Source organism: Hominenteromicrobium mulieris (assembly GCF_046197855.1).
In the GTDB taxonomy this organism is placed as follows: Bacteria; Bacillota; Clostridia; order Oscillospirales; family Acutalibacteraceae; genus Hominenteromicrobium; species Hominenteromicrobium mulieris.
On record NZ_CP173188.1, the window covers coordinates 1,893,154 to 1,907,423 of the forward strand.

The 14,270-nt window shown below is 50.6% G+C and carries 19 protein-coding genes and 3 pseudogenes; 19 read left to right on the plus strand and 3 right to left on the minus strand.

The annotated features are described in order from the left end of the window. Window positions 1-96: 96 nt before the first annotated feature. Both ACI0CA_RS09210 and ACI0CA_RS09215 read left to right on the plus strand, forming a co-directional pair. Window positions 97-528 carry a PcfB family protein gene (locus tag ACI0CA_RS09210; RefSeq protein ID WP_118645461.1) on the plus strand — a complete coding sequence of 144 codons (432 nt, stop codon included), beginning with the start codon at window positions 97-99 and terminating at the stop codon, window positions 526-528. Beyond that, the gene (locus ACI0CA_RS09215; protein ID WP_446806916.1) at window positions 518-2,350 is read left to right on the plus strand and encodes a VirD4-like conjugal transfer protein, CD1115 family; all 1,833 of its coding nucleotides are present in this window, start codon (window positions 518-520) and stop codon (window positions 2,348-2,350) included. Before ACI0CA_RS09210 ends, ACI0CA_RS09215 begins: the two co-directional genes overlap by 11 nt. Before the next feature lie 70 nt (window positions 2,351-2,420). Here ACI0CA_RS09215 and ACI0CA_RS09220 read toward each other — a convergent pair whose 3' ends face one another. Continuing rightward, window positions 2,421-3,041 carry a hypothetical protein gene (locus ACI0CA_RS09220; RefSeq protein WP_308450128.1) on the minus strand — a complete coding sequence of 207 codons (621 nt, stop codon included), beginning with the start codon at window positions 3,039-3,041 and terminating at the stop codon, window positions 2,421-2,423. A gap of 202 nt (window positions 3,042-3,243) precedes the next feature. On the opposite strand from ACI0CA_RS09220, the pseudogene ACI0CA_RS09225 reads away from it, so the two are divergent. The 3 genes and pseudogenes from ACI0CA_RS09225 to ACI0CA_RS09235 all read left to right on the plus strand — a co-directional run. Beyond that, window positions 3,244-3,372: pseudogene (locus ACI0CA_RS09225) on the plus strand (Maff2 family mobile element protein); the annotation flags it as partial. Between the two features lie 252 nt (window positions 3,373-3,624). Then, a complete protein-coding gene (locus tag ACI0CA_RS09230) occupies window positions 3,625-4,137 on the plus strand; it encodes an RNA polymerase sigma factor (protein WP_003533443.1) in 513 nt (170 codons plus the stop codon). Beyond that, window positions 4,130-4,834, plus strand: coding sequence for a zf-HC2 domain-containing protein (locus tag ACI0CA_RS09235; RefSeq protein WP_446806915.1), 705 nt, complete (start codon window positions 4,130-4,132; stop codon window positions 4,832-4,834). Before ACI0CA_RS09230 ends, ACI0CA_RS09235 begins: the two co-directional genes overlap by 8 nt. Here the strand turns inward: ACI0CA_RS09235 and ACI0CA_RS09240 are convergent. After that, window positions 4,812-4,970, minus strand: a complete 159-nt coding sequence (locus tag ACI0CA_RS09240; RefSeq protein ID WP_008982226.1) for a hypothetical protein — start codon at window positions 4,968-4,970, stop codon at window positions 4,812-4,814. The genes ACI0CA_RS09235 and ACI0CA_RS09240 overlap by 23 nt on opposite strands. Here ACI0CA_RS09240 and ACI0CA_RS09245 point away from each other — a divergent pair. The 3 genes from ACI0CA_RS09245 to ACI0CA_RS09255 are packed head-to-tail and all read left to right on the plus strand — an operon-like array spanning window position 4,951 to window position 6,094. Then, the gene (locus ACI0CA_RS09245) at window positions 4,951-5,451 is read left to right on the plus strand and encodes an RNA polymerase sigma factor (RefSeq protein WP_004853592.1); all 501 of its coding nucleotides are present in this window, start codon (window positions 4,951-4,953) and stop codon (window positions 5,449-5,451) included. The two genes, ACI0CA_RS09240 and ACI0CA_RS09245, sit on opposite strands and share 20 nt — an antisense overlap. Next, window positions 5,429-5,626, plus strand: coding sequence for a helix-turn-helix domain-containing protein (locus ACI0CA_RS09250; RefSeq protein WP_004853580.1), 198 nt, complete (start codon window positions 5,429-5,431; stop codon window positions 5,624-5,626). Before ACI0CA_RS09245 ends, ACI0CA_RS09250 begins: the two co-directional genes overlap by 23 nt. Window positions 5,627-5,668: 42 nt before the next feature. Next, on the plus strand, window positions 5,669-6,094 hold the full coding sequence (locus tag ACI0CA_RS09255; RefSeq protein ID WP_004853578.1) for a hypothetical protein: 426 nt from the start codon (window positions 5,669-5,671) through the stop codon (window positions 6,092-6,094). A 42-nt stretch (window positions 6,095-6,136) separates the two neighbouring features. On the opposite strand, the gene ACI0CA_RS09260 is transcribed toward ACI0CA_RS09255, so the two are convergent. Then, on the minus strand, window positions 6,137-6,424 hold the full coding sequence (locus ACI0CA_RS09260) for a hypothetical protein (RefSeq protein WP_243281675.1): 288 nt from the start codon (window positions 6,422-6,424) through the stop codon (window positions 6,137-6,139). A gap of 111 nt (window positions 6,425-6,535) precedes the next feature. Between ACI0CA_RS09260 and ACI0CA_RS09265 the strand changes: the two genes are divergently transcribed. The 11 genes and pseudogenes from ACI0CA_RS09265 (at window position 6,536) to ACI0CA_RS09315 (ending at window position 14,240) form a co-directional block, all read left to right on the plus strand. Next, on the plus strand, window positions 6,536-6,934 hold the full coding sequence (locus ACI0CA_RS09265; RefSeq protein ID WP_009259847.1) for a plasmid mobilization protein: 399 nt from the start codon (window positions 6,536-6,538) through the stop codon (window positions 6,932-6,934). Next, the gene (locus ACI0CA_RS09270; protein WP_009259846.1) at window positions 6,906-8,525 is read left to right on the plus strand and encodes a relaxase/mobilization nuclease domain-containing protein; all 1,620 of its coding nucleotides are present in this window, start codon (window positions 6,906-6,908) and stop codon (window positions 8,523-8,525) included. Before ACI0CA_RS09265 ends, ACI0CA_RS09270 begins: the two co-directional genes overlap by 29 nt. A gap of 173 nt (window positions 8,526-8,698) precedes the next feature. After that, window positions 8,699-8,893 carry a hypothetical protein gene (locus ACI0CA_RS09275; RefSeq protein ID WP_006573562.1) on the plus strand — a complete coding sequence of 65 codons (195 nt, stop codon included), beginning with the start codon at window positions 8,699-8,701 and terminating at the stop codon, window positions 8,891-8,893. Then, window positions 8,883-9,623, plus strand: a complete 741-nt coding sequence (locus ACI0CA_RS09280; RefSeq protein ID WP_009259845.1) for a phage replisome organizer N-terminal domain-containing protein — start codon at window positions 8,883-8,885, stop codon at window positions 9,621-9,623. Before ACI0CA_RS09275 ends, ACI0CA_RS09280 begins: the two co-directional genes overlap by 11 nt. Further along, window positions 9,620-10,453 (plus strand): annotated as a pseudogene (locus ACI0CA_RS09285) (ATP-binding protein); the annotation flags it as partial. The gene ACI0CA_RS09280 and the pseudogene ACI0CA_RS09285, both read left to right, overlap by 4 nt. Before the next feature lie 129 nt (window positions 10,454-10,582). Then, window positions 10,583-10,774: a transposon-encoded TnpW family protein gene (locus ACI0CA_RS09290; RefSeq protein WP_005946147.1), complete on the plus strand. Its 192-nt coding sequence runs from the start codon at window positions 10,583-10,585 to the stop codon at window positions 10,772-10,774. A 134-nt stretch (window positions 10,775-10,908) separates the two neighbouring features. Beyond that, window positions 10,909-12,516: a recombinase family protein gene (locus tag ACI0CA_RS09295; RefSeq protein WP_343285065.1), complete on the plus strand. Its 1,608-nt coding sequence runs from the start codon at window positions 10,909-10,911 to the stop codon at window positions 12,514-12,516. 89 nt (window positions 12,517-12,605) lie between these two features. Beyond that, window positions 12,606-12,695, plus strand: a pseudogene (locus ACI0CA_RS09300) (Maff2 family mobile element protein); the annotation flags it as partial. An 11-nt stretch (window positions 12,696-12,706) separates the two neighbouring features. After that, window positions 12,707-13,573 (plus strand): VirB6/TrbL-like conjugal transfer protein, CD1112 family, encoded by an 867-nt coding sequence (locus ACI0CA_RS09305; protein WP_308449641.1) that lies wholly within the window; start codon window positions 12,707-12,709, stop codon window positions 13,571-13,573. Between the two features lie 78 nt (window positions 13,574-13,651). Then, window positions 13,652-13,912 carry a type II toxin-antitoxin system prevent-host-death family antitoxin gene (locus tag ACI0CA_RS09310; protein WP_295706368.1) on the plus strand — a complete coding sequence of 87 codons (261 nt, stop codon included), beginning with the start codon at window positions 13,652-13,654 and terminating at the stop codon, window positions 13,910-13,912. Continuing rightward, entirely contained in the window at window positions 13,902-14,240 is a 339-nt protein-coding gene (locus tag ACI0CA_RS09315; RefSeq protein WP_302929035.1) for a type II toxin-antitoxin system RelE/ParE family toxin, read from the plus strand. The genes ACI0CA_RS09310 and ACI0CA_RS09315 overlap by 11 nt, the downstream gene beginning before the upstream one ends. Window positions 14,241-14,270 lie beyond the last annotated feature (30 nt).

Below are 14,270 nucleotides of genomic sequence, written 5' to 3' on the forward strand. Positions count from 1 at the left end.
CTTGGGACAACTTGTCCCAAGGTCATAATTCTATCAGAGAGGAGGCGATGACGGCTGGTAGATGAGGATATTTCCCGGCGCACGATTGCCATATCGGTGAAGGCGTCGAAGCTGACCGCTCGGGGGCTTGCCTATGTTGTCCGGGCGGTGGGGCGCAAGATCGCCAAGGCGCACCGGGCAAAGCAGACACCTCACGGCAAGCAGACCGTAAAAAAGCTCATGGCGCACGGCACATCCACCAGCAGCCTTGAACTGTCCGGGGACACAAAGCTCTTTGACCGGGTAGCCCGGAAATGGAATGTGGACTATGCCTTTTATCAGACCGAACCGGGGAAATACCTGCTGTTCTTCAAGTCCGGGCAGGCGGACGCTATGACCGCCTGCTTTTCGGAATATTCCCGCAAGGTGCTGGATAAGGCCAAGTCCCGCCAGCCCACGATCCCCGAACAGATGAAGCAGGCGGAACAGCAGCTTGCCAAGGAAAAGCCGCCCAAGGAGCATATCAAGGAGGTGTCGCATGACAGATAAGCTCCGTAAATATGTGCTGCCAAACATTCCCTATGTGTTCATCGGCTGGGCGTTCCTCAAGCTGGGGACGGCCTACCGTCTGGCGGCGGGCGGCGATTTTGCCCATAAGTTTATCGGTTTGGGACAGACCGTCGGCGCGGCCTTTGCCGATTTCGCCCCCGGCCTTGCCCTCTTTGACTGGCTGGTGGGTATTGTGGGCGCGGTGGCGTTCCGCCTGCTGATTTACTTCAAAAGCAAGAACGCCAAGAAATACCGCCGGGATGCGGAGTACGGCAGCGCCCGCTGGGGCAACGAAAAGGACATCAAGCCCTTTGTCGATCCTAAATTTGAAAACAATATGCTGCTGACCGCCACGGAACGGCTCACCATGAACACCCGTCCGAAAAATCCCGCTAACGCCCGCAACCTCAATTTCTGCGGGATCGGCTCGTCCGGCTCCGGCAAGACCCGCTTTTGGCTCACGCCGCAACTCCTGCAAGCACATTCTTCCTATGTGGTGGTAGACCCCAAGGGCGGTGTGCTGGGGCAGGTCGGCTCATTTTTGCAAAAACGGGGTTATAAAATCAAGGTGTTCAACAGCATTGATTTTTCAAAATCCATGCACTATAACCCGCTGGCGTATATCAAGACCGAGGCCGACATTCTAAAGTTTGTCAACGCCCTCATTTCCAACACCAAGGGCGACGGCAAGGAGGGCGATCCGTTCTGGACGAAAGCGGAAACGCTTTTGTACTGCGCCCTGCTGGGCTACATCATTTTTGAGGGAGCCGAGGAGGATCGCAACATGAATACGCTGGTGGACATGATCTCCGGCATGGAGGTAAAGGAGGATGACGAGGATTTTCTCAACGCCGTGGACTATATGTTCAAGGGGCTGGAACAGCGCAAGCCGAATTGCTTTGCAGTGAAGCAGTATAAAAAATACAAGCTAAGCAGCGGCAAGACGGCCAAAAGTATTTTGATCTCTTGCGGCGCGCGGCTTGCTCCCTTTGATATTCCCCAGCTTCGGGAGATCATGTCCTATGACGAGCTGGAGCTTGACCGCATGGGAGATTGCCGGACGGCGACCTTTTTCTGTATCAGCGATACCGACAGTACCTACAATTTCCTTGTGGCGCTGGCCTTTTCGCAGATGTTCAATCTCCTGTGTGAACGGGCGGACAATGTTCACGGCGGCAGGCTGCCCCATCATGTGCGGGTGCTGTGGGACGAAGCGGCCAACACCGGGCAGGTGCCAAACTTGGAAAAGCTGGTGGCGGTCATCCGCTCCCGTGAGATCAGTCTGTGCCTGCTGTATCAGCAGCTTGCCCAATGCAAGGCCATCTACGACAAGAACGCGGAAACCATCCTCGGCAACATGGACAGCGTGCTGTTCCTCGGTGGCCGTGAGGCCAGTACCATCAAGGAAATTTCGGAAAACTGGCTGGGCAAGGCCACCATCTCGATGCAGACTGAGGGGCGCTCCCGTGGACAGTCCGAAAGTTACAGCCAGAACACCCAACGGCTCGGACGGGAGCTGATGACCCCAAGTGAGCTTGCCACCATGCCCGGAGATCGGTGCATTTTACAGCTCCGGGGATTGCCGCCGTTCTATTCCAAAAAGTACGATTTGAAACAGCACCCCAATTATCGCTTTACGGCGGAGGCCGATAAAGTGAAAAACGCCTTTGACCTCGACAGGCTCATTGACCGCCGCAGGCGACCGGGTATGAACGAGGAATGTGAGGTGTACGAAGTGTCCGTGCCGGACGAGGCGATCACAGACGAGGACGAGGACATTCTCAACTATGACGACCTCGACGACCCGGACGCTTTTGTATAGAGCTTTGGGACATTTCGTCCCAAAGAAGAACTCACACTCTGCCTTACGACGAAAGTGTGAGTTAGAAGAATTATTCTGATTTGCTGTCTGTGTTATCGGCACTCACTTGGCGGACTGTAACCAACTGTTGCAACTTCTCCCCAACTCCGTGCAATTCTCTGGTCTGGGCTTTCATTTCTTTCAAAAAATCATCAAAATCGCAGTCCACGGAAAAGAATGTTGCATAGGAGTCAAAATCAATGTTAAACGCTTCTTTGTATGTACGCTCACCATCTTGGTAGACCACTTGCCCCGAAAGAGGATATTTGTCTGTGTTTTCACGGAATTTGTTTGAGCCGAAGTAGAGATCATAATGTTGCCCAATTCCAATAATACATTCTTTGCCGTTTGCTCGCTTTAACATTTCGCTAAATGAAGGCTCTTTGAGGCTGTCTAAAAAAGTTTGGTCAAGTTGTATGCGTACATGATTTGCAAGACGTTTTCCATGATTTGAAAAACGCAGCCCGTAAAACACTTTTCGCTCATAAATAAGCTCAACGGTTATATATGGACGATTATCTTCTTCATATTGACGGCGCATCTCAGCAGCTTGATCTCTTGAAGCCTTGGTTGCCCCATAGTTATAGTAGCAAATAAGAATTGTAGCTAAAACATAGATTGCGGTTAACACAACCATTGCCCAATCAGTCATTTATTTTCACCTCACTAATTGTTTTTATCTACATTATACCGCAATTCAAATTGCCAAGCAATGAGAAAGGAGCCCTTTTTATGTTACCAAGAGCCCCTCCCGCAAAAAAGAAACCTTGTATAAAAACCAGTTAGTAGGCTGCCGCCCGCAAGGGCGGCTTTTTTCATGGCCGGGGCTTTGTCCCCGGAGAATAGGAGGCTATATGCAGTTTTTCGCTTCTGCCATCACCACTTTGCAGACCCTTGTGATTGCCCTCGGCGCTGGCCTTGGCGTGTGGGGCGTGGTCAATCTGCTGGAGGGCTATGGCTCGGACAACCCCGGCGCTAATGCTCATGTACGGTAGAGAAGCACAAGACATGGATAGCCAGCCCTGCCACTATTCCGAAGTCAGGGGAACGCAATAGAAAAATTCATAGCTGTATGCTATACTTAATTAGCATTTGAACATATCAAGCTGACACAGCAATCTCTTTGCTTGCCGTTAATGTGCGTCTACCAACAGTCCGCAGAAAGCAAGAGTAGCGTAAAGGTATAAAAATTTCAAACTTCTTTGTAACGAAATTCCGATTTCTCCGTCTAACCTATGAAGCTGAAGGAGGTGATGACAAGTATGGACTATGAAAAGCTCTATAAAGCCTACTATTTACAGGTATACTCGTATACTATTTCTCTTGCCAAAAATCGTGAGATAGCAGAGGAAATCACGCAGAACACATTCTATAAGGCTGTTTCTACAACATCACAATTCAAAGGTAAGTCAGATGAATTGACATGGCTCTGCTCCATAGCAAAAAATCTTTACCATGATGAAATGCGAAGCCGTCAGCGAGTAGCTGATGTGAGTGAAATCAATGACTTGCCATCAAATGAAAATGTTGAGAACTCAGTTGCAGATTCTGACATGGCGTTCCGCATACACCTCGTTCTTCACCGTTTGGAAGAACCATACAAAGAAGTCTTTCAGCTTCGCGTATTCGGGGAACTATCTTTTTCACAAATCGCTGCAATTTTTGGAAAAACAGAATCATGGGCGAGAGTTACTTATCATCGTGCAAAGCTAAAAATTCAAGAAAGGATGGATGAAAAGCATGAGTAAACAATGCGATATTGTTCGAGATATTCTTCCGCTGTATGTTGACGGTGCTTGCAGCGAAGCAAGCGCAGAGATGGTAAAAGAGCATTTGAACGCCTGTGCTGATTGTAACGCAATTTATCAGAAATTGCTTTCTCACACGAGCGAAGATGTTCTTCACGAAGAAAGCGAAAGCGTTATTATGCGCCATGAGGCAAAAGAAAAGCAGAGGGGCAGGAAAAAGATAACGATTGCTGTTCTCGTTTCCATCGCTCTTTGTACCATTGCAATTTTTACAGCTCTCTTTCTGTTACCTATAAACATTGCTTATGAGCCTGTCAAAATCGACTTCCCATTTGAGGTTGAAGATGTCGAAAGCGTTGAAATGTACCACTATGACGGAGTGCCTGCATCAGCAGAAAAGAAAGTAGTTGTTGCTGAAAATGATATAAAGACCCTGTATGATAAGTTCAAGGACTTATTCTTAAAAGACAAAACAACTGAGGAAACTGCCGGAGCAGATGTGACCAGCTTTAGATTTAACCTCTCAGATGGAACAAGCTACGATTTGATTTACGCCTGCTATGGAGTTAAAAACGGCGAATTGAAGTCAGAAGCAGGCGGTTTTAAGTATTTCACAAGTGCGGATATTGGCTCTTATTGGAACAATTTGAATACGGACCTTGAAGCAATTCCTATCAATGAGAGTGAATTGCCGTGAGCAGATAGCAAACCCAGCCGAGCCTGTCAACGGTCAAGATGAACGGCGCAAATGCGCCGCCGTTGACAGCCCCGCCCGTCTTTGCTGTTCGGTAATCAAGAGGGCGACAGCACAAGATGCTGCCGCCCTCTGCCATTATTCAGAAAGGGGGATTTTCCATGACCGAACACGAAAAGTATCAAGAACATATCCGGCATACACACGATGCCTTTTGCAAGACTGTTATTCGCCACGCTGCCATAGACGCAGCCCGGAGCATACGGAGCCGCCGCAAGCGGGAAATCTCGCTTGAATATCTGATAGAAGAAAAACACTATCCATTCAGTACCACAGATAAATACTTTGCGGAGCAATCCGGCATGACCAGCTATCCGCTTTTCGTCTGTGGTCAGATGGTGCTTTTGGAAAGTCCAGAGCTTGCCGCAGCCCTGTCCGCACTATCACAGATGGAACAGGAAATCATTTTCTTGTACTACTTCCAACGATTGACGCATAGGGAGATTGGACGGAGATATGGACGGGCTGGCAACACAACCGGGCGGCGTATTCAGATGATTTTACGGCGGCTACGGGCAGAGTTGGAGGGCTTGTCCTATGAACCAGCTACTTCCCTATGAAACAATCGTTAAGGCAAGCGAGGGCGACCCGGAAGCTGTTGCCGCCGTCCTATCCCATTATGCCGGATATATCCGCTCTTGTGCGAAAATGGACGGACAGATCAACACAGATATGCAGGAACATATCGTCGGGCGGCTGATAGAAAGCCTGTTGAAGTTCCGCTTTGACCGCTAAGCAGAAAAGTTGTATAATTAGAGCCTGACAAATTAAACTTTAATGGGGGTGGAGCAAATGGAACAGATTATCAATTATAGAGACATACCCACAGATAAAAGGCTTGACATATTAAATGCTCTTGAGCGAATAGGTTTTTTTCCTGCATACGGCGGTGTGAAAACCATGCAACAAATTATGGAAAAGTCAGTTCCGGGTTCAGGTCCACAATTCTATTTCGTTTTCCGTGAAAATGAGTTGATAGGGTACAATTTTCTCATTGGTGACACTAAGAAATATAAAGCGTTCCCATGGCTTGCTATTAGCAATATGGATGAGCAGAAGTTGGCTGTTTGCGAAGAACTGATGAAAATACAAATTGCTTTTTTTGAAGAACTCGGAATGCAAAAGATAGCAGATCATTGCGTTAGGATTATGGAAGATTACAGAAAAGGGATTGGAAAGCGAAAAGAAAGCGATTGCAGATAAATTCCATTTGAAAAACGGCTGACAATTTAATACCGCCGCCCATCACAGCGGCATATAAGCAGTAAATCTTGAAAAAGGTTTGCTGCTTTTTTTGCGCCTATTTTCAAAAATCTTTGGCAAACCACACCGCCGGATTGTTGTAGGGAGCAGGACGGGGAAATCAAAAAAATTTCCGCTGCATTTGCCAAAACGCACCTTTTTCACCGTTGTAGTGGTGAACAGCGGGCAGAACACGCCGCCGCAATCGCTATATTGGTGGAGCAAGCCAGTATATCCGCAAACCAGAGCCGCCGAGGAAAGCGGCAGTTTTTTAGAGCAAGATTCTACCACGGTGCCAAAATCCGCATATCTGCGGTTTTGCCCCTTTGGTAAATCTTGTTGGGGAGTGCCTTCCCCAAACCCTGCTCATGCGCCCTGTCGGGCGAGAAAGGAGGTCAACGCTTGAAGAAAAAATACAACACGCCCCACCGCTGCCATGTGGTCAAAACCCGCATGACCGAGGAAGAATACGCCGACTTTACCGAGCGGCTGAAACACTATGACATGAGCCAAGCCGAATTTATCCGGCAAGCCATCACACGGGCGACTATTCGCCCCATCGTTACCGTTTCCCCGGTCAACGATGAACTGCTGTCCGCCGTTGGCAGGCTGACCGCCGAATACGGAAAAATCGGCGGCAACCTCAATCAGATCGCCCGCGTCCTCAATGAGTACGGCACACCATACAACGCCCTGTCCGTTGAAGTCCGCGCCGCCATTTCTGACCTTGCCGCCTTGAAGTTTGAAGTCTTGCGAAAGGTAGGTGACGCTGTTGGCAACATTCAAACATATCAGCTCTAAAAATGCGGATTATGGCGCAACCGAGCAGTACCTCACCTTTGAACATGATGAGTTTACCATGAAGCCCACCCTTGATGAAAGCGGGCGGCTCATGCTCCGGGAGGACTACCGAATAGCAACGCTGAACTGCGGCGGCGAGGATTTTGCTGTTGCCTGTATGCGATCCAATCTCCGTTATGGGAAAAACCAAAAACGAGAAGATGTGAAAAGCCACCACTACATTATCAGCTTTGACCCACGGGACGCAGTAGACAACGGCTTGACCGTAGACCGGGCGCAGGCGTTGGGCGAGGAATTTTGCCGGAAACAGTTTCCCGGACACCAAGCCATTGTCTGCACCCACCCGGACGGACATAACCACAGCGGAAATATCCATGTGCATATCGTTATCAATTCTCTGCGGATAGCGGAAGTTCCGTTCCTGCCTTACATGGACAGACCGGCGGACACCCGCGCCGGGTGCAAGCACCGCTGCACAGACGCGGCGATGGAATACTTCAAAGCCGAAGTCATGGAGCTGTGCCACCGGGAAAATCTCTATCAAATCGACCTTTTGCATGGCAGCAAGAACCGCATTACCGAGCGCGAGTATTGGGCGCAGCGGAAAGGACAGGCAAAGCTGGACAAGGAAGCTGCCGCCTTACCAGCCGAGGAGCAGCCAGCCAAGCCCACGAAGTTTGAAACAGACAAGGAAAAATTGCGGCAGACCATACGCGCCGCGCTGTCCTCTGCCGCCAGCTATGACGAGTTCTCCGCCGTTCTTTTGCAGCAGGGCGTGACCGTCAAGGAGAGCCGGGGGCGGCTATCCTATCTCACGCCGGACAGGACAAAGCCCATTACCGCCCGCAAGCTGGGCGACGATTTTGACCGCACCGCCGTTCTTGCCCTTTTGGAACAGAATGCCCACAGAACCGCCGAGCAGACCGCAGCCATACCCGAATATCCCCGCAGCATAAAGGAGCGTTTGCAGGGTAAAAAAGCTGTCCAAACCGCCCCGGAAAAGGACGGTATTCAGCGTATGGTTGACCGGGCGGCAAAACGAGCGGAGGGAAAAGGCGTGGGATATGACCGCTGGGCGGCAGTCCACAATCTGAAACAAATGGCGGCTACCGTTGCCGCCTACGGGCAGTACGGCTATTCGCCGGAGGAACTGGACGCAGCCCTTGTATCTGCCAATGCGGATTTACAGGACAGCACCGCCAAGCTGAAAGCCCTGGACGCTGCTATCCGGGAGAAAAAAGAGCTTCAGACACAGGTGATTGCCTATGCCAAGACCAAGCCTGCCCGTGATGGTCTGAAAGCACAGAAAACGGAGAAAGCCCGCAGCACCTATCGGGAACGGTACGAAAGCGATTTTATCATAGCGGACGCAGCCGCCCGTTATTTCCGGGCGCATGGCGTTTCCAAGCTGCCAAGTCATAAGGCGCTGCAAGCGGAAATCGAGCAGCTTACCGCCGAAAAGAACGCCCACTACAACGAATACCGGGAGAAAAAAGCCCGCGTCAAGGAGCTGCATACCGTGAAAAGCAATCTTTCCCAAATCCTGCAAGGCGAGAAAGACAGAGAGAAAACACACGAACAGGAGCGTTAAAAACCGCCCCAAACGATACCAAAACGGGGATATGCCCTGCACCCTATCCGCAATACTACCCACCTTTGAAACGGGGCATACAGCGCAGGAAATCCCCGAAAATGATACCGAGAAACAACATTTTTACCGACCTATCCGCTTATACCAGCGGAAGCGGCAGAAAGGAGCGAGAAATGCCGCGCATGAGCAAAAAGCGGCGGTTGGAATGGAGCTTTTTCCTCAACCACCGAAACCGTATTACTTACAATGACCTTTGCCGGGGCTGCACACACGGCTGCAAGCAGAGCTTCCGGGCGATTATCGTCCTCTGCCCCCGGTATTTCTCTAAGAGATGGAAACACAGGGAGGACACCGCCAATGGCAGATAACCGCAAATATTACTACCTCAAACTGAAAGAAAACTTCTTCGACAGCGATTCCATTGTGCTGTTAGAGGACATGAAAGACGGGATTTTGTATTCCAATATTCTCTTGAAGCTGTACTTAAAATCGCTGAAAAATGGCGGCAGATTACAGCTTGACGAGCATATCCCCTATACCGCCCAGATGATAGCCACGCTGACCCGTCACCAAATCGGGACGGTGGAACGGGCGTTAGCCATCTTCCAGCAGTTAGGGCTTGTGGAGCAGCTTGACTGCGGGCTGCTTTATATGACCGACATTGAGCTGATGATCGGTCAATCCTCTACCGAAGCGGAACGGAAACGCGCCGCAAGGCTTGAAAACAAGGCGCTTTTGCCGCCGCGGACAAATGGCGGACATTTGTCCGACATTCGTCCACCAGAGATAGAGATAAAGAAAGAGATAGATATAGAGTTAGAAAAAGAGGGAGAGTTAAAGGGACAAGCCCCCGCCCGCCGCTATGGCAGATACAACAATGTTTTTCTTTCCGATACGGAACTGGACGAGCTGAAAGCGGAACTGCCCGACAAATGGGAGTATTATATTGACCGCTTATCTACTCATATAGCGTCCAAAGGAACGAAATACCGTAGCCATGCAGCCACGATATACAAGTGGGCGCAGGAGGACGAAGCCAAGAAACCGCCGAAAAAAGGCATACCCGATTACACCTTTAAGGAGGGCGAGAGTTTATGACTGAACTTTTTACCGATACCGTTTTGAATATGATGACTACTACCGCAGAGCCGGAGGACTACACAGGCGAGGACGGGCTGCTTTACTGCGGCAAGTGCCGCACCCCGAAAGAAGCCTACTTCCCGGAAAAGCAAGCCGCCCCGTTTGGGCGTGACCGCCACCCGGCAGAATGTGACTGCCAGAAAGCCAAGCGTTTGGAGCGTGAAACCGCCGAACAGCGCAGAAAGCACCTTGATACCGTGGAGGACTTGAAACGCCAGGGATTTACCAATCCCACCATGCAGGAATGGACTTTCGCCAATGACAACGGGAAATGCCCGCAAATGGAGATTGCACACTTCTATGTGGAGCATTGGGAAATCATGCGCGAGGAAAATATCGGCTATCTGCTATGGGGCAAGGTCGGCACAGGAAAAAGCTATTTTGCCGGGTGTATCGCTAATGCCCTCATGGAGCAGGAAGTCGCTGTCCGCATGACGAATTTTTCTGCGATTTTGAATGACCTGACCGCCAGCTTTGGGGGGCGCAACGAGTATATCGAGCGTCTTTGCCGATTTCCTCTGCTTATCATTGATGATTTTGGAATGGAGCGCGGCACAGAGTACGGTTTAGAACAGGTCTACAATGTGATTGACAGCCGCTACCGCAGCCGCAAGCCCCTAATCGTCACCACCAATCTGACATTGGACAGCCTGCAAAATCCGCTGGACACCGCCCATGCCCGGATTTATGACCGCCTTTTGGAAATGTGCGCCCCTATCCTCTTTACGGGTGAGAACTTTCGCCGGGAAACGGCGCAAGCCAAGCTGAACAGGCTGAAAAAGCTAATGGGGGCCCCACAAAGCCGTAAGGCTTTGCGGGGAGAGGAGGAGCAAGGAAATGAGCGTAGTTTTCCGCTCCAGCGGGAAACGGAGCCGAATGGACTTTGCGACGACGAGATGAAATGAAAGGAGTTGCCTATGGCAGAGAACAAGCAGAACACCACCCCGGAACGCCGCCCGGACTGCGTGACAGAGATCCGCATGGGCAACACCGTCCTTGTCGTTTCCGGCTTTTTCAAGAAAGATACCACCGACACCGCAGCCGATAAGATGATGAAAGTGCTGGAGGCGGAAGCCGCCGCAGGACACAAAGCCCAGCTTTCGCCTTAACGCTACAAGCCGCACAGAAAAATCGTCATTTTACCGGGCGGTAAAGAAGCAGAAGCCGCTATACAGACAGCCGCCCCATGTGGTATAATCGAAATACGGAATAGTGGGGCTGGCTGTCGGAAACGGAGGATTTTATGTTAAGACAGACCACCCAGAAAATCACTGCCCTTTATCCAAGACTATCCCATGAGGACGAGCTGCAAGGCGAGAGCAATTCCATTTCCAACCAGAAGCGTATTCTTGAAACCTATGCAAAGCAGAACGGCTTTTCCAATCTGCGCTGGTACACGGACGACGGTTATTCTGGTGCGAACTTTCAAAGACCCGGTTTCCAAGCCATGCTTGCGGACATTGAAGCCGGAAAAGTCGGGACAGTTATCGTAAAGGATATGTCGAGGTTAGGGCGAAACTACCTGCAAGTGGGAATGTATACGGAAATGATTTTCCCACAGAAAGGTGTCCGCTTCATCGCTATCAATGACGGAGTGGACAGCGCACAGGGCGACAATGATTTTGCCCCGCTGCGGAATATCTTTAACGAATGGCTGGTGAGAGATACGAGCAAGAAAATCAAAGCAGTAAAACGCTCAAAAGGCATGAGTGGCAAGCCCATCACAAGCAAGCCTGTGTATGGTTACCTCATGGACGAGGACGAAAATTTCATTATTGACGAGGAAGCTGCACCCGTAGTCAAGCAGATATACAACCTCTGCCTTGCCGGGAATGGTCCGACCAAGATAGCCCGTATGCTCACAGAGCAGCAGATCCCCACGCCGGGGACGCTGGAATACCGCAGGACGGGCAGCACCCGCCGCTACCACCCCGGCTATGAATGCAAGTGGGCGACCAATACCGTTGTGCATATCCTTGAAAACCGGGAATACACAGGCTGTCTGGTAAATTTCAAGACAGAAAAGCCCTCTTACAAAGTCAAGCACAGCGTAGAAAACCCGGAGGAAAAGCAAGCGATATTCGAGAACCACCACGAGCCTATCATAGACACCCAAACATGGGAACGGGTGCAGGAGCTTCGCAAGCAGCGCAAACGCCCCAACCGCTATGATGAAGTGGGCTTGTTCTCCGGCATACTGTTCTGTGCAGACTGCGGCAGTGTGATGTATCAGCAGCGATACCAGACGGACAAGCGCAAGCAGGACTGTTATATCTGCGGCAACTACAAGAAACGCACCCATGACTGTACGGCGCACTTTATCCGCACCGACCTCTTGACCGCTGGTGTACTATCCAATCTGCGGAAAGTGACCAGCTATGCGGCAAAGCATGAAGCTCGGTTTATAAAGCTCTTGATTGAGCAGAACGAGGACGGGGGCAAGCGCAGGAACGCCGCCAAGAAAAAGGAACTGGAAGCCGCCGAGAAACGCATAGCCGAGTTATCCGCTATCTTCAAGCGGCTGTATGAGGACAGCGTGACCGGGCGCATATCAGACGAGCGTTTCACGGAGCTTTCGGCAGACTATGAAGCCGAACAGCAGGAATTGAAAGAGCGTGTTGCCAGAATACAGGCGGAGCTTTCTAAAGCGCAGGAAGCCACCGTAAACGCAGAAAAGTTTATGAACATTGTCCGCAAGCACATGAACTTTGAAGAACTGACCCACACCCTCTTGCGTGAGTTTGTAGAGAAAATCGTTGTGCATGAGTGCAGCTATGACGAGAACAAGACCCGTAGGCAGGACATTGAGATTTATTATTCTTTTGTTGGCAAGGTGGACTTGCCCGAATAACCGCCCGACCTGTCCGACACAATGCGCAAGTGCCGGATAGGAACGGCAAAATTTTTACACTTCTACTACTTCTTTATCGAACATCAGTAAAGTCTCAGGGCATGAAGCAGCTCATGGCGGGCGGCGGCATCATCGTGCTGGGTACGACCCTGATCCCTCTGCTGTCCACCCTGTTTTAAGGGCGTAAAGCATGGGATTTCTCACCGACTGGCTGACAGACTGGCTAAAAGAGCTGCTGATCGAGGGTATCATGGGCAACCTCACGGGGCTTTTTGATACGGTCAATTCCCGTGTCGGAGAGATTGCGGTGCAAGTGGGAACCACCCCGGCGGCATGGAACGCCGGGGTATTCTCCCTGATCCGGCAACTTTCTGAAACGGTGATACTGCCGATTGCCGGTCTGATCCTCACCTTTGTTGCTACCTATGAGCTGATCCAACTCATTATCGAGAAGAACAACCTGCATGATCTGGACTACTGGATCTTCTTCAAGTGGATATTCAAAACGGCCTGCGCCATTTTGATTTTGTCCAACACTTTCAATATCGTCATGGCCGTGTTCGATGTGTCCCAAAGCGTTATCGCCCGGGCAACCGGGATCGTGCAAGGCTCAACGGACATTTCGGAGGCCATGCTTGCCGACTTGGAGGCCACGCTGGAAGCGCTGGGGCTTGGCTCTCTGTTGGGGCTGTGGCTGCAATCCCTGCTCATTCATGTGACCATGTGGGCGATCAATGTTGTTATCTTCGTGATTGTCTATGGCCGCATGATCGAAATATACCTGCTGACCAGCTTAGCCCCCATCCCCGTTGCTACGCTCTCTAACCGGGAACTGGGCAATACCGGGCAGAACTATTTGAAGTCCCTGTTTGCCGTGGGATTTCAAGGGCTGCTCATTCTCGTCTGCGTTGCCATCTATGCGGTGCTGATACAGGGTATCGCCACAAGCGGCGACCCCATCGGCGCGATATGGGGCTGCATGGGCTATTCCGTGCTGCTCTGCTTCTGCCTGTTCAAAACTGGCTCCATCGCCCGCAGCGTGTTCAGCGCACATTAAAGGAGGGACAGCTGTAAAACTTGCTGTTGAATTTTACAGCAGAATGGGGTATACTGTGTTTGAAAGGAGCTGATAGATATGCCGAACATTAAACCCATTTCTGACCTGCGAAATTACAGCGAGGTACTGCATGATGTGGCTGTGGGCGCTCCTGTCTTTTTAACGAAAAACGGGCGCGGGCGGTACGCCATCGTGGATATGCAGGACTATGAGAGAACACAAGCGACCATCCGCCTGATGAATGAGCTTGCAAAAGGCCGTCACTCTGGCGAAACGGAAGGCTGGCTGACACCGGACGATATGAGGGCGCATTTCCGCGCAAGAGCGAATGAAGAATAAAATACATTATTCACCCGAGTCCCGTCGTGATTTGGATGACATTTGGGATTACATCGTATCGGAACTTCAAAATCGTTCTGCTGCGGAGCGCGTGATCAATCGCATTATAGACGCGGTTGACCCGTTGAAAAATTTCGCAGAAATGGGAACCCCGTTATCCTCTATTGCAGATATAGGAACTGACTATCGTTTTCTTGTCAGCGGCAATTATATGGTGTTTTATCGTGTGCAAGGCAACGATGTCTACATTGACCGTGTTCTGTATGGCCGCAGCGATTACATGAGCGTCCTGTTCAAAGACTTGCTGCGCGAAGAAACAACCGAATAAACATCATTTTTGCTGACCCTAACAAAATGA